9 protein-coding genes and 1 pseudogene are annotated in these 18125 nt (G+C 72.0%); 4 read left to right on the top strand and 6 right to left on the bottom strand.

All coding sequences use genetic code 11. The features are described from left to right. Positions 1–384: 384 nt before the first annotated feature. The 4 genes from EKD16_RS09065 (at position 385) to EKD16_RS09050 (ending at position 9122) form a co-directional block, all read left to right on the top strand. Positions 385–2313: an HsdM family class I SAM-dependent methyltransferase gene (locus EKD16_RS09065; RefSeq protein ID WP_131097982.1), complete on the top strand. Its 1929-nt coding sequence runs from the start codon at positions 385–387 to the stop codon at positions 2311–2313. A 479-nt stretch (positions 2314–2792) separates the two neighbouring features. Next, the gene (locus tag EKD16_RS09060; protein WP_131097981.1) at positions 2793–4559 is read left to right on the top strand and encodes a serine/threonine-protein kinase; all 1767 of its coding nucleotides are present in this window, start codon (positions 2793–2795) and stop codon (positions 4557–4559) included. Positions 4560–4617: 58 nt separating this feature from the next. Further along, entirely contained in the window at positions 4618–6720 is a 2103-nt protein-coding gene (locus tag EKD16_RS09055) for a UvrD-helicase domain-containing protein (RefSeq protein ID WP_131097980.1), read from the top strand. A gap of 86 nt (positions 6721–6806) precedes the next feature. Continuing rightward, positions 6807–9122 (top strand): GmrSD restriction endonuclease domain-containing protein, encoded by a 2316-nt coding sequence (locus EKD16_RS09050; RefSeq protein WP_131097979.1) that lies wholly within the window; start codon positions 6807–6809, stop codon positions 9120–9122. Between the two features lie 89 nt (positions 9123–9211). Here the strand turns inward: EKD16_RS09050 and betT are convergent, their stop codons facing one another. The 6 genes and pseudogenes from betT to EKD16_RS09020 all read right to left on the bottom strand — a co-directional run bounded on the left by betT (position 9212) and on the right by EKD16_RS09020 (position 18023). After that, the gene (betT, locus tag EKD16_RS09045; RefSeq protein WP_131097978.1) at positions 9212–11320 is read right to left on the bottom strand and encodes a choline BCCT transporter BetT; all 2109 of its coding nucleotides are present in this window, start codon (positions 11318–11320) and stop codon (positions 9212–9214) included. 172 nt (positions 11321–11492) lie between these two features. Further along, positions 11493–11843: pseudogene (locus EKD16_RS09040) on the bottom strand (GMC oxidoreductase); the annotation flags it as partial. A gap of 244 nt (positions 11844–12087) precedes the next feature. Then, the gene (locus tag EKD16_RS09035; protein WP_131097977.1) at positions 12088–13326 is read right to left on the bottom strand and encodes a hypothetical protein; all 1239 of its coding nucleotides are present in this window, start codon (positions 13324–13326) and stop codon (positions 12088–12090) included. Then, a complete protein-coding gene (locus EKD16_RS09030) occupies positions 13316–15226 on the bottom strand; it encodes a hypothetical protein (protein ID WP_131097976.1) in 1911 nt (636 codons plus the stop codon). The genes EKD16_RS09035 and EKD16_RS09030 overlap by 11 nt, the downstream gene beginning before the upstream one ends. Positions 15227–15437: 211 nt before the next feature. Continuing rightward, a complete protein-coding gene (locus EKD16_RS09025; protein WP_131097975.1) occupies positions 15438–16880 on the bottom strand; it encodes an aldehyde dehydrogenase family protein in 1443 nt (480 codons plus the stop codon). 54 nt (positions 16881–16934) lie between these two features. Then, on the bottom strand, positions 16935–18023 hold the full coding sequence (locus tag EKD16_RS09020) for a LuxR C-terminal-related transcriptional regulator (RefSeq protein ID WP_131097974.1): 1089 nt from the start codon (positions 18021–18023) through the stop codon (positions 16935–16937). Positions 18024–18125 lie beyond the last annotated feature (102 nt).

The following is an 18125-nucleotide window of genomic DNA, read 5'->3' as shown; positions in this document are numbered from 1 at the left end:
TCGCGCGGAAATACCAACGACACGCACCGATTCCGGCAGAAACCCTGCAATAGATGCAGCCTCACCCGATTCGGCGGGCACGCCGGCGCCTACCCGCGCCCTCCGCTGCCGTCGCCGCCACCGCCGGGCGGGGCACCGGCGGGCACCCGGTGCGATGGGCGCGGGCTCGGCCCCGCCGGCGCCGTCGCCGCTTTACGGTGCAGACCACCCCTCACCCGGCAGAGAGACAAGGCCGCACAGCGCACCCGCCCCGCCCCTCAGCCGGGCCGGCCAGGCCGCCCAGCCCGACACTCCGACGGTCTTCTCCTTTCGGCCACTTGCGAAGATCGCCGGTGACCACAAGTACAAGGTCAACGGTGTCGGTCCCGGGGAAGGCGGGCCGCGATGAGCGGGCGCGACGGCGAGCGGGCCGTGCTCGGGGCCGCCGACATCGCGCGGCTGGCCGGGGTGCGGCGTCCCGCGGTGAGCAACTGGCGGCGCCGCTTCGCCGACTTCCCCCGGCCGGTAGCGGGTAGTTCGGCGAACCCGCTGTTCTCCCTGGCGGAGGTGGAACACTGGTGCCGCGACCACGGCAAACCGTTCGAGGCCGATGCGGCCGAGCGGCTCTGGCAGCGGATGCTGGCCGAGGTCGACGGCGTGCGCACGGCGGCCTTCCTCGCCCATGCCGGGCTGGTGCTCACCGGGCTGCCCGCCGACGGCACGAACCTGGATGCGCCGGGCGGGCAGTGGACGGAGCTGCTGGGCGCGGTAGCCGACACCGTCCGGGACCGCCCGGCCGAAGCCGAGGTCCTGTACGAGCGACTGTGCTCCCGGTTCACGGCGGCGCGGGAGCGCGCAGGCGTACTGGACGACGGGGTCTGCGCGGCGATGGCGGAGATCGCCGGAATCGAGCCCGGAAGCGCGGTGCTGGACCCGGCGTGCGGCACGGGTGCGCTGCTGCGTGCCGCCGCCGACCGCGGCGCCGCCGTGCTGCTGGGCCAGGACCTCGACCCCGCGCACGCCGTCATGGCGCGTTCGCGGCTGCTGCTGGCGGGCCGCGACTGCGCCACGGCCGACGGGGACACGCTGCGCGCCGACGCCTTCGGCGACCGCACGGCCGACGCGGTGCTGTGCGACCCCCCGTTCCGCGACCGGCACTGGGGTTACGAGGAACTGGAGGGCGACCCCCGGTGGGTCTTCGGACAGCCGCCGCGCGGCGAGGGGGAGCTGGCGTGGGTGCAGCACTGCCTGGCCCGTGTCCGCCCCGGCGGCACGGTGGTGGTGCGCATGCCCGCGGCCGCCGCCGAGCGGCCGTCCGGGCGGCGGGTGCGCGCGGAACTGGTCTCCTCGGGCGCGCTGCGCATGGTCGCCGAACTGCCCGGCGGCGACGGCCCGGCGAGTGCCCACCTGTGGGTGCTGCTGCGCCCGGACGCCGAAGACCGCGGGCCCGGGGGCGCACCGGTGGTGCTGACGGTGGCCGGGGTGCGCGACGCGCGCGACCTCGTGCGGATCTGGGAACGGCGCGAGGCGCCGGCGGCGCTCACCGGTGGCGGTCCCGACGAGTCCGTTGCCGCGCCGGTGCCCGCCGCCGAACTCGTGGCCGCCGGCATGGACCTGCGGCCGGGACGGGAGCGCGCCTCCGACGCCCGCGCCGCCGCAAGCGCGTACCCGAAGCTGCGGGCGGAGCTGCTCGACGCCCTGAGTGCCGCGGCCGACCTGCCGCCGGAACTCTTCGCCGACGCGGCCGCGGGGACCGAGGAGACCGGCGGGCCCGGGACCGGCGGACGCGCGGTCGCCGAACTGGCCGCGGCGGGGGTGCTGGAGGTTCACCAGGCTCCGCTGGGCGCGCAGGTGGAGCGGGGCCCGCTCGCCGTGCTCACGCACAAGGACTTGCGCGAGGGGCGGGCGCCCAGCGGCCGCGGGGAAGAGGTGCCCGGCCGGGTGGTGATCCGCCCGGGTGACGTGCTCGCGGCGGCCGCCGGCCGCGCCGCGGCGCGGGTGGCGGGCGCCGCCGAAGCCGGGGCGGCGCTGGGGCCGCGGCTGGTGCTGCTGCGCTGCGACCCCGAGCACCTCGACGCGGAATACCTCGCCGGGCTGCTCACGGCCGCCGCCGCGGACGACGGCCACCGGTCCCGCTCGTCGCGCTTCGATCCGCGGGCCGTGCGCGTGCCCGCGCTGCCGGTGGAGCAGCAGCGCGTCCGAGCCGAGGCGCTGCGCCGCCTCGCACAGACCGAGCGGGACCTCGCCCGCCTCGCCGGCCTCGGCGAGCGCCTGGCCGGCCTGGGCCGACAGGGCCTGTTCTCCCGCACCCTCGCCACCGAGGAGGCCCCGTGATGCTCGGGGCGCCGACGCAGCCGCAGGCGCCCGGCCGGGAACCCACCGGGACGCCCCGGCGCCGACACCACCGAGGTCGCGGCAATGGGTCGAAGCTCGCCCTGCGAGCGAGACGGCTTGCTGCCGAGCACATCGTGCACCTTTGCGCCGGCTCCGCGCCGCAGGGGGCGGACTGCCGCTTCAGCCGCGGCGTGCGCTCGGCGGCAGGCCGACGGACGACGCTTCGCGCGCCGGGCCCCATCGCCGCAGCCTCGACGGGCTCCACCCGCCCGACCTCCCAGCGGGTCCTTCTCTCCGCAGCCGCACCGGCGCCCGAATCGTGCGATTCCCGCCGCGAAACGACGCCGATACGGGAAACTGGGGCCGCCGCCGACATCCGCCCGTGGCGCGGGCCGCGCTCCCCGCTTCGAGGCTCCCTGCCGCGGCCCGTGCGGCGGCCGAACTCGCCCGACAGCACTCTCCCCCAGGAGGCGCTCCCGATGAGCCCGGCGAACGCGCCGCAGCCCCGATCCACCGTGCTGGACGGGCGCTACGATCTCAGACCGGTGCCGCTGGCCCGCGGCGGGATGGGCGAGGTCTGGGAGGGCCACGACACCCGGCTGGACCGGGAGGTCGCCGTCAAGTTCATCCGGTTCCCCGACGGCGAGCGGGACGAGGAGATGGTGCGGCGCTTCGTCCGGGAGTCGCGCATCACCGCGCGGCTGCGCCATCCCGGGGTGCCCGCCGTGTACGACGCGGGGTCCTACGAAGGCCGCCCCTATCTGGTGATGGAGCGCGTGCACGGCATCAGCATCGCCGACCTGGTGGCCGAGCAGGAGCGTCTGGAGCCGGGCTGGGCCGCCGCTGTCGCGGCCCAGGTCTGCTCGGTGCTCGCCGCCGCGCACGGCGCCTCGCTGGTGCACCGCGACCTGAAGCCCACCAACCTGATGCTGGAGCCCGAGGGGACGGTGAAGGTGCTGGACTTCGGGCTGGCGGTGGCGCTGGAGGGCTCCGACGGCTCCCGGATCACCCGCAGCGGCGAGACACCGGGAACAGCCGCCTACATGTCCCCCGAGCAGCTGCTGACGGGGGTGAGTACGCCGCGGAGCGACTTGTACGCGCTGGGCTGCGCCCTCTACGAGATGCTGACGGGAGTGCGCGCCTTCACCGGTTCGACGCCGTTCGCCGTGATGGCCAAGCAGGTCGGCGAGGCACCGCCGCAGCTGGCGACGCTGCGCCCCGATGCGCCGGAAGGGCTGCGCCGGGTGGTGGAGGCGCTGCTGGCCAAGGCGCCGGAGGAGCGCCCCGGGGGCGCCGAGGAGGCGTACCGGGCCCTGCTTCCGCACGCCTCGGCTCTCGGGCCGATCCCCGGTGTGCTGCACCCGCCGGCGCTGCCGAGCCCGGTGCGGATGCAGGCCGCAGTCCTCGACCGCGTCTTCGCCGACCGGCCGGGCGGGCCGGGCGCCGCCGCCGACACCGACACCGGCACCGCCGACGCCGGTGCCACCGCTGCCGCTGACGCTGCACCCGACCCGGTGGCGGCCGACCCGCCCGCGTCGGCCGCCGGCGGCTCCGAACCGCCCGCGGACGGGCGGGGGCGTCCCGGCACGACGCTTCCGGCGGCGCCGACGGCCGCGTCCTCGTCCGGAACCGCGCCCGCGCCGTCGTCCGCGCCGTCGTCCGCGACCGGCGGCATGGCACGACCCGACATCGGCGCCGCCCGGTCGCGGGCCGCCGCGCTGGCGACCGACTCCCGCTACCGGCAGGCCGCCGACGTGCTGCAGGCCGCCGTGGAGACCGCGACAGCCGCGTTCGGCTCCGCCGACTCCGACGTGGTGGAGCTCCGCATGGACTGGGCCAACGTGCTGTTCGAGGGAGGCGACTTCCGGGGCGCCGCGCCGGTCTACGCCTCGGTCGCCACCGACCTGACCCGGCGCCACGGCGAAGACGACCCCCTGGTGTTCCGCTGCCGCCTGCAGCACGCCACCTGCCGTGCGCTGCTCGGCGAGACCGATGCGGCGCTGGAGACCCTGCGCCGCCTGCTGGCCGACGAGGAGCGCGTCTACGGCGCCGAGGACCAGCGCCCGCTGGAGCTGCGCCGCCAGATCGGCCTGCTGGAGCTCGGCGCGGGGCGGCGCGACCGGGCCGGGCACACGCTGCACACCCTCGCCGACGATCTGAGACGGATCCACGGCCCCGACCATCCCGCACTCGCCCAGGTCCTGGCCCTGCTCCAGGGCCCCCTCGCCGAGACCGACGGCGGATGAACCGGCCGCATCCCGCGCCCCGGCTCCGCCCCCGCCCAAGCCCCGAGGAGCGTTGACCGTGCCCCGACTCGCCATCGACCGCGACTTCCTCCGCGAGTACGCCCGGCTGGAGAAGCACGTGCAGGACCGGGTGGAGGAGGTGTTCGCGAAGTTCGACCACGCCACCCACGCCGGCCTGCACCTGGAGAAGATCCTGCACGCCCGCGACCAGCGGTTCCGCACCATCCGCATCGACAAGTTCTGGCGCGGCGTGGTGATCGCGCCCGACTCCGGCGACATCTACACGCTGCTGAAGGTGATGCCGCACGACGACGCCTACACCTGGGCGCGGCGGCGCACCGCCTCCGTCAACACCGCCACCGGGCGCATCGAGATCCGCGACAGCGAGGCCATCGACACCACCATGCCGCATCTGGAACGCATGGCCTCCGGTCGGACCGCCGCGGACGAGCGGCTGTTCGGGGAGGTCTCCGACGCCGACATGCACCGGCTGGGCGTCGACCCGCAGACGCTGGCACTGGCCCGCGCGCTGACCGACCCCGTGCAACTGGAGGCCGCCCAGGCGTTCCTGCCGCCCGCGCAGTGGGAGGTGCTCTACGGCCTGGCCTCGGGCATGACCCCCGAGGCGGTCTGGGAGGAGCTGGGCGCGGCCATCACCGGCGAGGAGTACGACCCCGAGGACCTGGACGCCGCGGTGCGGCGCAGCCCCGACCGGGTGGTGCTGGTCGACGGCCCGCGCGAGCTGATGGCGGTGTTCGCCCGGCCGTTCGACCTGTGGCGCGTCTACCTGCACCCCCTGCAGCGCGAGGCGGCCGAGGCCCGCCACAGCGGCCCGGCCCGTGTCACCGGCGGTCCCGGCACCGGCAAGACCGTGGTCGCTCTGCACCGCGCCCGCGCTCTGGCCGAGCGCGGCGAGGGGCCGGTCCTGGTGACCACCTTCACCTCGACGCTGGCCGAGTCCCTGGCGGCAGGCGTGAAGGTGCTGGCGGAGACGCCCGAGGTGCTGGACGCGGTCACCGTGGAACACGTCGACCGGCTCGCCCACCGCGTCTTCCGCGAGGTGCACGGCCCGCCGCGGCTGCTGTCGGGCCACCAGGAGCGCGAGATGTGGACCGCCGTCGTCGAGCGGACCGACACCGACTTCAGCCCCGCCTTCCTCTCCGAGGAGTGGCGCCAGGTGATCCTGGCCCAGCAGGTGGAGTCGGCCGACGACTACCTGCGGGCCAAACGCACCGGGCGCGGGCGGCGGCTCGGCGCCGCGCAGAAGGCGCGCGTGTGGCAGGCCGTCTGCGAGTTCCGGCGCGAGATGCGCGAACAGGGCGCCTGGACCCACGAGACGGTGTGCGAGGAGGCGGCGCGCATCCTCGCCGGGCGCGACGACAAGCCCTACCGCCACGTGATCGTCGACGAGGCCCAGGACTTGAGCGCCGAGAAGTGGCGGCTGCTGCGCGCCGCCGTTCCCGCGGGCCCCGACGACCTGTTCATCGCGGGCGACACCCACCAGCGGATCTATCAGCACCGCATCAGCTTCCGCGACGTCGGCGTGCACATCGCGGGGCGCTCGCGGCGGCTGCGCGTCAACTACCGCACCACCGCCGAGATCCTGGGCTGGAGCCTGGAACTGCTGCACGGTGAACGCATCGACGACATGGACGGCGGGCTGGAGTCGGTGGCCGGGTGCCGCTCGGAGGTGCGCGGCTTCCCACCGCAGCTCACCGGCTTCGCCAACCGCCGCGCCGAGCTGCGCCACCTGGCCGACAGCGTGCGGGAGTGGCTGGACTCCGACGTCGAGGCCGCGGAGATCGGGGTGGCCGCGCGCTCCAACCGGCTGGCGCAGGAGGCGGCCGACGCGCTGGCGGGGGCGGGCCTGCCCGCGCGCATGCTCAGCGGCGGGCAGGCCGAGGAGGACGCGGTCTCGGTGGGCACGATGCACCGGATGAAGGGGCTGGAGTTCCGCTGCCTGGCGGTGGTCGGCGCCGACGCCGACCAGGTCCCCGCGGCCAAGGCCGTCACTCCCGAGTCCGAGGACGCCACCACCCACGCCCACGACACCCAGCGCGAGCGCTGCCTGCTGTTCGTCGCCTGCACGCGGGCGCGCGAACTGCTGAATGTGACCTGGCAGGGCGAGCCGAGCCCGTTCCTGCCGAGTGGTGAGGGTTGAGCGGCGGAGCGCGCTCTTCCACCCGAGAACTTCAGACCGAGAATTTCGCCCCGAGAGTCGCGAATACCCCCGAAGGACGGTGCACAATGGCCAAACTGTCGATGCTGCTCGACCAGATCGAATCTGGAACGGTGCTACTGCCCGCTTTTCAGCGCGGTTACGTATGGAACCGCGAGCAGGTGCGCAACCTGATGAGCTCGATCTACCAGGGGCACCCCGTCGGTGGCCTGCTGATGTGGGAGACCGCCACCGATGTCGCGGTCACCGGCGGCATCCGGGGCAACGGCACCCATCTGCTGCTGCTCGACGGGCAGCAGCGGATGACGACCCTCTATGCGATCATCCGGGGCCGTCCCCCGGCGTTCTTCCACGGCGACGAAAAGGCGTTCAACGACCTGTACTTCAACGTCGACACCGAAAAGTTCCAGTTCTACGCGCCCACCAAGATGAACGGCGACGACCGCTGGATCAACGTTTCCGAGTTGTTCGCATCCAGCCCAGTGGACTTCTACCCGGCCTTCGCGGACCACCCGGACGCCAAGCTCTACCTGCAACGGCTCAACCAACTGTCGCAGATCACCAAGCACGACTTCCACCAGGAGGAGATCACCGGCGCCGACATGAACGTGGACAAGGTCGTCGAGATCTTCAACACGGTCAACAGCGGCGGCACCAAGCTGTCCAAGGGCGATCTGGCCCTGGCCCAACGGTGCGCGAAGCGGCCCGAGACACGGCAGGACATGCGTGAATACCTCGACCGCTGGGAGGGCGCGGGATTCTCGTTCTCGCTGGACTGGCTACTGCGCAACGCCACAGCGGTCGCCATGGGACGCGCGCTGTTCAGCTCCCTGGAAGGAATGTCGGCTGCGGACTTCGACTCGGCGCTACGGAAGTCCGTCGACCACATCGACGCGTTCCTCGACGCGGCCTCGGGTCGCTTGGGCCTAGACCACCACCAGGTCCTCATGGGCCGCTACGCGATACCGGTGATCTCACGGCTACTCAGCCTGGACCCTAGCGCCCTGCAAAACTCCGCACACCGCGACCGGGTGCTGTTCTGGTACATCCACGCCGCACTGCGCGGCCGTTTCAGCGGCTCCACAGAAACCACTCTGCAAGTCGACTACGACGCGGCCAAGACCAACGGCGTCGACGGTCTCATCGACACCCTGGAACGGTCGCGGGGCGGGACCCTGGACATCCACGCCGACGACTTCGAAGCGTTCACCCGAGGGTCTCGCTTCTACCCCCTGCTCTACATGCTCACCCGCGTGAAGGGCGCGCGGGACTTCGGCAGCGGACTGGAACTGAAAGCGGAATCGCTGGGCAAACTCACCTCGCTGGAGATGCACCACATCTTCCCCAAGGCTCTGCTCGACAAGGGTCCCCACTCGGGGCAGGTCAACGCCATCGCCAACTTCTGCTTCCTCACCCAGAAGTCGAACCTGGAGATCGGCAAGAAGCATCCGCAGGAGTACTTCGCCGAGGTGGAGGAGCGCCACCCGGGGGCCCTCGCCTCGCAGTGGATCCCGACCGACCCCGACCTGTGGCGGGTGGAGCGCTACCCCGACTTCCTGCAGGCGCGGCGCGAACTGCTCGCCCAAGCGGCCCGGGAGTTCCTCGGCGAACTGCGCGACGGCGGAGCGCCGAGCGGACAGACGCAGGAGCTGACACCCGTACAACTGGTCACCGACGCCGCCGACGACGACCCCCGTGCGGTGCAGATCCGCGAGCTGATCGAGGAGCTGCAGCGCAACGGGTGCGCCGAGCCGCTGACCGATGCCGGCATCAGCGACCCCGACACCGGCCGCGAGCTGGCCGTCGCCGAGGCGTTCTGGCCCGACGGCCTGCAGCCGGGCCAGGGGCGGCCGGTGGTGCTGGAGCTCGACTCCGACCAGGCGGACGTGCAGCGGCTCAAGGAACTCGACTACGACGTCTTCACCTCCCCCGACGCCCTGCTGGGGTTCGTCAACCGGCAGCACGCCGAAGCGGCGGGCGGCGGGGCGGCCAACGAGCCGGACGCGCAACCCCGCCCGCAGGACGCCGCCGAGGCATCCGTTCCGGACGCCTCCGCGGGCGACGGCGCCCTGCTGCGGGAGTTCGGCTCGGCCATGCGCAGGGTCTACCAGCGCGCCCTCGACGAGGCCGGGTACCGGGCCCCCCGCTTCCTGGGCATGCTCGCCGACATCGGCCCGCTGGAGACCGCCCGCCGGCTGCTCAACGCCCCGGCGGTCTCCGACTGCTTCGCCGAGCTGTGGGAGCGCGGCCGCCTGGACCTGACCGTCGAGGCCCTGGTCCTGGACGAGCGCTTCGCGCCGCTGTTCACCGACGCCGAGGCCACGCGTGCCCGTACCCGGCTGGAGCAGTTCGGCTACACCGGGCGGGCCGCAGCGCGCGGTTAGCCGGTACAGGGGCCGGACGGTCGAGCGAGCCGGGTGCTCGCGGCGGGCGCGCCCGCCGCGAGCACCCGCGGGTGCCGCCGGCGGCCCGGTCAGCGCTCCCCGTCTTCCTCCTGCTGGACGTCGGCCGTGCCGGGCCCGTGGTCGGGTAGCGCGGAGTCGGCCACGGCCTCCCGGTGCAGGCGCAGGAATTCGAGGTGCCGCTCGTACTCGTCGAGGATGTTGCCGATGAGCTGCTCCTTGCTGTAGCCCATCACGTCATAGCCCTGGCTGCCCTCGGTGAGGTACACCTCGAAGCGCACGTAGGTGTCGTTCTCGGTCAGCACCCGCATGGCGAACGCCGGAGTGGGCACCTCGATCGGCCACACCCGGTAGCTGAACGCCTCCTCGGCGCCCATGGGCACCTGCAGTTCCAGGTGCGGGATGCCGGTGTCCTCGTCGGTCTCCTCGACGATCGACGCGTCCGCGCCCTGTTCGCGCAGCTCCGCCGCGACATCGTGGAACGCGGGACGGCACACCTCCTGCACGAATCTGGCTGCCGCGCGCCTGCCGGGGAAGGTCGTCGCCCGCGCGAGCCGCTGCCGCCAGGGCCGGCCTCCGGGCGGCGACGGCAGGGCGGTCCGGGACGCGTCCGTGCGGAAGCCTTCGACCCGCAGCGCCCGGTACAGGCCCCACATGACCAGGAGCATCACGAACGAGAACGGCAGCCCCATGATGATGGTCGCGTTGGTCAACGCGTCCACCCCGCCGACGATGAGCATGGCCAGGGTGAGCAGGCCGGTCGCCGCCGCCCAGTAGATGCGCAGCCACGGTCGCGCGTCGGTGATCGGTGTGGGCAGATGCGAGCTGAGGTTGCCGGTCACCAGCGCGCCGGAGTCGGCCGAGGTGACGTAGAGCAGCAACCCCACGACCGTGGCCAGCCCGGCGGTGAAGGTGAAACCCGGGTACTGCGTGAGCAGCGTGTAGAACCCCTGCTCCGGCGTGTTCATGGTGGTCTCGCCGAACTCGGTGTTGCCGCCCATCACGATGCTCAGCGCGCTGTTCCCGAAGATCGACAGGAACGTCAGCGTGTACAGCAGCGGGATCACCAGCGTGGCGGCGACGAACTGCCGGATGGTGCGGCCGCGCGAGATCCGCGCGAGGAACATCCCGACGAACGGCGCCCAGGCGATCCACCAGGCCCAGAAGAACAGCGTCCAGGCGTTGAGCCAGTCGATCGGCTGGTCGTAGGCGAAGGTGTTCAGGGTGATCGACGGGAAGCGGCTGAGGTAGTCGCCGATGTTCAGGACGAGGGCGTTGAGCAGCCAGACGGGTCCCTCGGCGATCAGCACGTATACCATCAGGACGATGGCGAGCACGACGTTGAGCTCGGAAAGCCGCCGGATGCCCCGGTCGACGCCGGCGACGGCGGACACCGTCGCCACGAGCACGGCGACGATGATCAGCCCGGTCTGCGCCGCGACGCCCTCCGGGATGCCGAAGAGGACGTTCAACCCGTAGTTGAGCTGCACGACGCCGATCCCCAGCGACACGGAGATGCCGAAGACGGTGCCGATGATGGCCGCGAGGTCGACCGCGTCGCCGACGCCGCCGTGGATGCGCTTGCCGATGAGCGGGTACAGGGCCGAGCGGATCGCCAGCGGGAGGCGGTAGCGGAACGCGAAGTAGCCCAGCGCCATGCCCATCAGCGCGTACATCGCCCATCCGGTGATGCCGTAGTGGAACAGCGACCACACGACGGCCTGCCGGGCGGCCTCGGTGGTCTGCGCGTCTCCCGCGGGCGGCGCCAGGTAGTGGGTGACCGGCCCGGACACGGAGAAGAACAGCAGGTCGATGCCGATACCCGCGGCGAACAGCATGGAGGCCCAGGCGAACATGCCGTAGTCGGGTGTGGAGTGCTGGGGACCGAGCTTGACGTTGCCGAACCGCGACAGCGCGATGACCACCACGAACAGCAGGTACAGGGTGGCGACGAGGAAGTAGTACCAGCCGAATCCGCGGGAGATCCAGCCGACGAGCGTCCCGATGACGTAGTTGGCGCCCGTCGGCGTGATGATCGCCCAGATCGAGACCGCGAGGATCACTACCGACGAGCCGACGAAGACCACCGGTTTGAGTGTGCTCCTCGCGGGCCGCTGTTTGACCGCGGTCGCCGGATCCCCCGGTTCCGGCTCTTTGCGATTTCCTCCGGTGGTCGACACCGACCTCACCTCTCATGCCTTCGACGCTGGTCATGGATCCGCACCGGCGGCGGATGCGGGTCACCGCGGGGGTAGGGAGTCGGGGCTTCCCTCGCCCGAAGCGGATGCGCAGGTCACCGTAACGTGTCCGCCGCCGCGGTACGCACACCGGCCGCTTTTCGCGCGTACGGCTTCACCGGTGGTCGTCGCGGATGAGATCGGCGGCTCGCTCGCCGGTCGCCGGCACGGTGACCATGGGGTCGGGGGTGGGCAGTGACGGGAAGACCGACGCGTCGGCGATCCGCAGCCCGGACAGGCCGCGCACCCGCAGCCGCGGGTCGACCACGGCGAGGTCGTCGTCCTCGGCGCCCATGCGGCACGCCCCCGCGGGGTGGTACACGGTGTGGGCGGCACGGCGGCCGAACTCGGAAAGCGCTTCGTCGGTGGTGACGCCGGGACCCGGCGCGACCTCCCGCTTCAGCGCGGACTCGAAGGGCTCGGTGGCGGCGATCTCGCGGGCGATCTTCAGACCGTCCACGACGGATGTCCCGGACGCCGCCAACGGCGGCCGGGCGCCGCGAGCCGTCGATGCAGTGGCTGGCGGCCGCTGCGGATTCGGGTTCGGACAGATATCGGCGCCGGGAAGCACCGCTTCGGCAGTCGTGGCGAAGGGTTGGCTCACAGGCCCGGTGCTCCCCGTTAGTCACGTCTGCTAACGCTGCGCTCGGTTTCTTTGCCGTTTGCATACCCAGGGCGCGGACGGGGCCGCGCCGATGGGTGGTGCCGCTTTACCGGGGCCGGCCGGTCAGGATCCGGTGGACGAGGTCGTCGGTAAGCGTGCCGAACCCGGTCGCCGCCCATACGCTCTCCTGTGCGGGCACTTCGTAGTAGGGCACGGTGTGCCCGCCGTGCTCCGCCGGCAGCACCCGGGGCCCTACCCGCTTGCGTATCGCCCCGGCGCACTCGGCGCACAGTGGCACCTGGATCCTGCGGCTGCCGCCGAACTCCCGCCACTGCACCGAGCGGGTCCGGCTGCCGTGCAGGGGGTTGGCGTAGCACGGTCGGCGCGGCGTTTCGCGCCCCGCCAGCGCATCCTCGGCCAGACCCAGCAGCACGAGCACGCCGACCGCCTCGGCCAGTACGGGACCGTCGGCTTTCATCCCGTCGTAGACCCGAGCTGCGGCGTCGCGGGCGTCCAGCGCGTGCGACAGGTGGCGCTGGGGCAACCCGGTCGCCGCGCTGAGCCGCTCGCCGATGTCGATGAGGTCGCGTTCGCCGCGCTCCACGAGGGATTCCAGTTGCGCCCGGTCGGCGTTGTCGAACGCAGCCGGCTGAGGAACGGCTGCGGAGGCTTCGCGGCGCCGCAGCAGGAGAAAGGCGGCTCCGGCCGCCAGCAGCACGAGGACGGCCGCCCCGGCCCACAGCGCCCACGACGGCAGGACCAGGAAACCGGACGAGGCCGGCGGTTCCGCGTCGTCCTGCGCCTCCTCGTAGGCGGCCGCGGGATTCTTGGAGTTGGCGGCGTTGACGGCCGACTCCAGCCGGTCGGCGATCGAGGCTCCGTCATCCCCCCGGTGAAGGGTATTGGAGGTCAAGGCGCCGTAGAAGGCTTCCCGGGAACTTTCCGAGCCGAAGTCCGCACCGGTCAGTCTGCCGTCGATGGCCTGCTCGTAGGCCATGACGTGCCGCGTGCCCGCGCCCATGCGGTCGTTGACCGCGGATATCAGCGCTTCGGGGTCGCCGTCCCAGGCGTCGCCCGGGGCGAGGGGGACCGCGATGACGTACAGGTCGAGCGCTCCCTTCTCGGTCAGTTCGGCGATGCGCTTACGTTCGTCCTCGGGAAAGGCGGTGTCGTAGGCCGGGGCCACGTAGACCGGGGATTCGGCCAGGGCCTCGGCGATCTCCTGGGTGGGAGTGGGTGCCGATCGGCCGGTGCCGGGGTCGGCCGAGGCCGCCGCGGCGGTGACCGGTGCGACCAGTACCGCCAGGAAGGTCAGCATCGCAAGGGTGCGGGCTCTAGCTGACATGCTGCTCCTTCAACAATGCCTCGACCATGGCGGCGGGGTCGTCGGCGCCGAAGCGGTAGCGGATCCACGGGTCAGCGGGGTGGGAGTTGTAGGCGTGGGCGGTTGTGCGGGATCGCAGTCGCAGCACGCGCGCGGAACGCGCCTCGGGCGACAGCTGCGCGCAGCGTACGCACACCCGGGGACGGCTGCCACTGCGCTCCCGGGGCCGGCCGCGTTCGGTGGCCCACGGGTGGAGCGGGTTCACCGCGCACGGCTCCCGCCGGGTGGCGGCGGGCTCCTCGGCCTCGGCCAGTAGCCGCCGCGCGAGGACCACCACTCCCAGCATGTCCAGGGTTCGCGGTTGGGCGTCCAGGGTCAGCAGCGCGGCGTCGGCCTGCGGAAGCAGCTCCTCGGGGAAACCGCCCTCGCGGCGGGCGAGCAGCGCGCGCAGCCGTTCCGCCTCCCGCTGCGCAAGGCGGCGCAGGACACTGTCACCGACGACGCGGCCGCCGCCGCGCCACACCCGGAACCCGTAGAGCCCCAGCCAGACCCCGGCGATGGCCGCGGGAGCGACGAACAGGCCGTACACCAGGAACCCGAGCGCCACGCCTTCTCCCCAGTAGCGCACCATGCGCGGCTCCGGCGTGCCGGGTTCGCTGTCGGCGAACCCCGGGATGTACGTGCCGCCCGAAGCGAAGTCGACCTCGTCGAGTGCCGCGACGGCCTTGCGCAGGGCCGCGGCAGGGTTGTCCGCGTCGGCCTCGTACATTTCGGAGTCGAGGGAATAGCCGGTCTTCAGGCCGTGGGCGGCGGCCCCGACGCTGACGGTGTCTCCGATGCCGCGTCCGACGACGAGGTAGACGCCTTCGCGTTCGGCCAGCGAGGCCACCGCGGCGGCGAGCACCTCGTGGTCGCCGCCGGATTCGTCGTTGCTGCTCAGCGGTACCACCGCCGCGTACACCGGCACCGGCGCACCGCCGAACTCCGCCGCTTCTTCGTCCAGACCCGCTCGCGGAAGCTGGAGCAGCGGGTCGACGTAGAGGGGATCCTCGCCCAGTTCTTCGGCGATATGCGCCGCGCGGGCGGTGGAGACCACGTAGGGCGGCTGCGTGCGAGCCACGTCTTCGGGATCGGGTTTCTCGTAGTCGGCGACGGGCGCCGCGGCCACCCACGCCCCCGGCGCGATGACCACCCCCGCGGCGACGACCACGGCGCTCAGTCCGACGGTGGTGGCACGGCCGGAGCGGCGGTGGCGCGCCAGCCGCCAGGCCCCCCAGCCGCCGACGGCCACGGCCGCGCCTCCGACGGCTCCGAGGAGGAACCCGAGGGACTCGGGGCCGTCGGGGCCGCTGGGGTGCAGGTCGGCCCAGGTTTCCTCGCGCAGCAGCCAGAAGGTCTCGCGTTCGGCGCGGAGCTCGTCGGCGATGGAGGGGTCCTTGAGCGCGTCGACGATCACCCCGGCCACCTCGGTCGCGGGAGCGTCGTAGGGCAGTTCGGGATGGGTGAGCGCCACGTGCAGAGCGGTCTCCGTGTCGGCGTCGACCCCGTATGCCTCGACCTCGAGCGCTCTGCCCTGCGGCTCCAGCACCACATACAGCCCGTCGGCACCCAACCGGTCGTGCAGCGACGCCGCGATCTTCCCCTCCGCGATCTCCGCGCCCCATCCGAGGAAGGGGGAGACCACGACGTAGTAGGGCAGGCCCAGACCGCCGAAGACGGTGTGGAGATCGTCGGTCATCTCCTCCGGCTCCAGCGCTCCCCCGATCGCGCCGTCGACCGCGACCGCGGCACCCTCGGGCTCTTCGGCGAGCAGTTCGGCGTAGTGCTCAGCCGGCGTGACGGCCTTCTCGCCATCGGCCGAGGCTTCGCCGGGCAGGAGGGCGAGAACGGCGAGCGCCAGCAATGCGGGGATTGCGGACAAGCGCAATAAAGCGCGGGGGGTGTCGTTCACCGGGCCATCGTAGCTGTTCGCGATCTTGTGCGTCTGTCCGAGCCTGGGGTGAATGTCCGTCGGCGGGAGCAGCGTCGCCTCTGGTGAGGGCCGGTTGAGGCCCGTCGGCAGCGGGAAGGGCAGGGGGCCACCCGACGCCGCCGGCGACCGGCCCGCCCTGCTCCTCCCGTGGACTGTCCCGCTACAGCGGCATTCCGGGAAACGCCAGGACGCGCGGCTCGGTGAAGTCGGCCATCGCGGCCGACACCCCCTCGCGGCCCACACCCGACTCCTTCACACCGCCATAGGGCACATGTTCGGCGCGAAGGCTGGGCACGTCGCCGATGACGACGCCGCCGACGTGCAGCCGGGTGAACGCGGCGAACGCGGTGTCGCTTCGGTGGGTGAATACCCCGGTCTGCAACCCGAAACGGGAGTCGTTGACCCGGTCGAACGCCTCTGCGTCGCCCTCGACCTCGCCGATGGCGATGACCGGACCGAAAACCTCCTCACAAGCGATCCTAGCCGCGGGCGGCACACCCGTGAGCACGGTGGGCGCGTACTCGGCGCCGTCGCGGTACCCGCCGGTGAGCACGCGCGCACCGGCGCCGACGGCCTCCTCGACCCAGGTCTCCACCCGGCGGGCGGCGTCCTCGTCGATGAGCGGCCCGACCTCGGTCTTCTCCTCGCGCGGGTCGCCCGTTGCCAGCGCCGCGACGCGCTCGACCACCCGCTCGGTGAGTTCGTCGGCGACCGAGCGGTCGGCGAAGACCCGCTGCACCGCGATGCAGGACTGGCCGGCCTGGTAGTTGGCGAACACCGCGATGCGTTCGGCCGCCCGGGCCAGGTCCTCGGGCGTCGACCAGTCGGCGCAGACCACCGCCGCCGCGTTGCCGCCCAGCTCCAGGGTGACGTGCTTGTGCGGTACGGCCTCCTGGATCGACCGCCCCACGGGCCCGGACCCGGTGAAGGACACCACCGGCAGCAACGGATCGGCGACCAGCGCCGGCATGCGGTCGTTGGGTACGGGCACGACCGACCAGGCGCCGGGGGGCAGCTCCGTCTCCGCCAGCAGTTCGCCCAGGAGCAGCGCGCTCAGCGGTGTGGCCGGCGCGGGCTTGACGATGATGGGGGCCCCGGCGGCCAGCGCCGGGGCGACCTTGTGCGCCACGAGGTTCAAGGGGAAGTTGAACGGTGTGATGCCCAGGACCGGTCCGCGCGGGAATCGGCCGACGAAGGCGGCCCCGCCCGGGGACTGGGTGTCGGTGTCGAGCCGCTGCCACTCGCCGCCGAAGCGGCGGGCTTCCTCGGCGGCCCAGCGGAACACCGATGCGGCCCGCCCGGCCTCCGCCCGCGCCCACCGCAGCGGCTTTCCGTTCTCCGCTGTGATCAGGCGGGCGACTTCCTCGCCGCGTTCGACGAGCCTGCGGGCGACGTGGCTCAGGGCGGCCGACCGCTGAGCCGCGCTGGTGCGGGCCAGCGGTTCGGCGACGGTGTGCGCGGCCGCGACCGCTTCGGCCACGTCAGCCTCGGATGCGACGGCCGCGCGCGCCACCGGGGAGCCGTCGTAGGGGTGGGTGACCGGCATCGACTCCGCGCCGCGGCGCGCGGTGCCCGCGACCCAATAGGAAACCGGTGTTGTCATGCCATCCTGCCTTCGGAATACTGAGGAATTGCGGCGCGCGGGGAAACGGGCGGTTCAGCGCCCGGGAATCGGCGGCCGTTCGCGGGAGGACCAGATGAGTTGGACGAGTTCGGCACGGTTGCGCACGCTGGTCTTGGCGAATATTCGCTTGAGATGCTGCTTTACCGTGTTCTCGCTGACAAAGGCTTTCTGCGCGATCTGCTTGGTCGTGAGCCCTTGACTGACAAGCGCGGCTATTTCCTGCTCCCGAGGGGACAGCACTCCCCAGGCGGGGAGCTCCGCGGATTCCTCGTCGGCGCAGTCGTAAAGCAGGCTGATGACCGATCCCCGGACGGGATCGCGGTAGGATCGGACGATGATCCTCCGCCCGGATGCGTCATCGCACACACTGGTCGTACCGGTCTGCCCACCGAACTCTGAGAATTCGGCTACCGCACCGTCGACGAGACTTTCAAGGTTGCCCGTGGGATGACTTCCGGATGCCCTGTTCAGGCAGCCCATCATCCGTTTTGCACTGCGGTTGGAGAACAGCTTCTTTCCGTGGGTATCACTGACGACGACGCCGTGCGGGAAACGGTCGAGTGCGCCTTGCACCATACACACGTGCTCGCTCAGCGCGTTTGCCCTGCGGACGCGTTCGATCGCCAGGCTGAGGTGTTCGCTGATGAGTCGCGCCAGACTCAGATCCTCTTCGCGGAAGGGCCGGCCACCGACTGCGCGAGCGAAGTTGACGGTGCCGACCACGCTCCCCGACTCGGTGATCGGAGCTTCCAGCGAGAACGAAAGGCCTTCGCTGAGCAGGATCGATCTCGCTGCCGACGAGTTCCACCGCAGTGAACTCAGCATCACGTGGGAGTCCGCCGGGAGGCCGTGTTCGAGAACGGCCTCCAGCACCGGATCGTCACCGCGCCCCCACTCTTCGTAGGTGCGCATGAAGACGTCGCTGAGAGTCGAGGACCGCTCTAGTGGCGAAGCCGAGTCCCGGTCGTCCGCGAAACGGTAGAACCCGATCCCATCGGCGGGGAGCACTTCCTCCACGGTCGCGAAGTAGACGTCTCGAACGTCATCGATCGTCTGGGTGTCGTTGAGTTCGCGGACGAATTTGAAGAATCCGTTGTTAGCGATGTCGACTTTTCCACTCACCAGACCACCCCCAATTTTCCGAGCGGCGGGATACTGTGGCCAGATGCTACCCGAGCCGACGCTGCAAACATTAACGTTTTGAAAACGAATGTTAATTTTGCA

Origin of the sequence: Streptomonospora litoralis (assembly GCF_004323735.1) — a bacterium.
GTDB lineage: Bacteria > Actinomycetota > Actinomycetes > Streptosporangiales > Streptosporangiaceae > Streptomonospora > Streptomonospora litoralis.
This window is presented reverse-complemented; position numbering and strand designations above follow the sequence as displayed.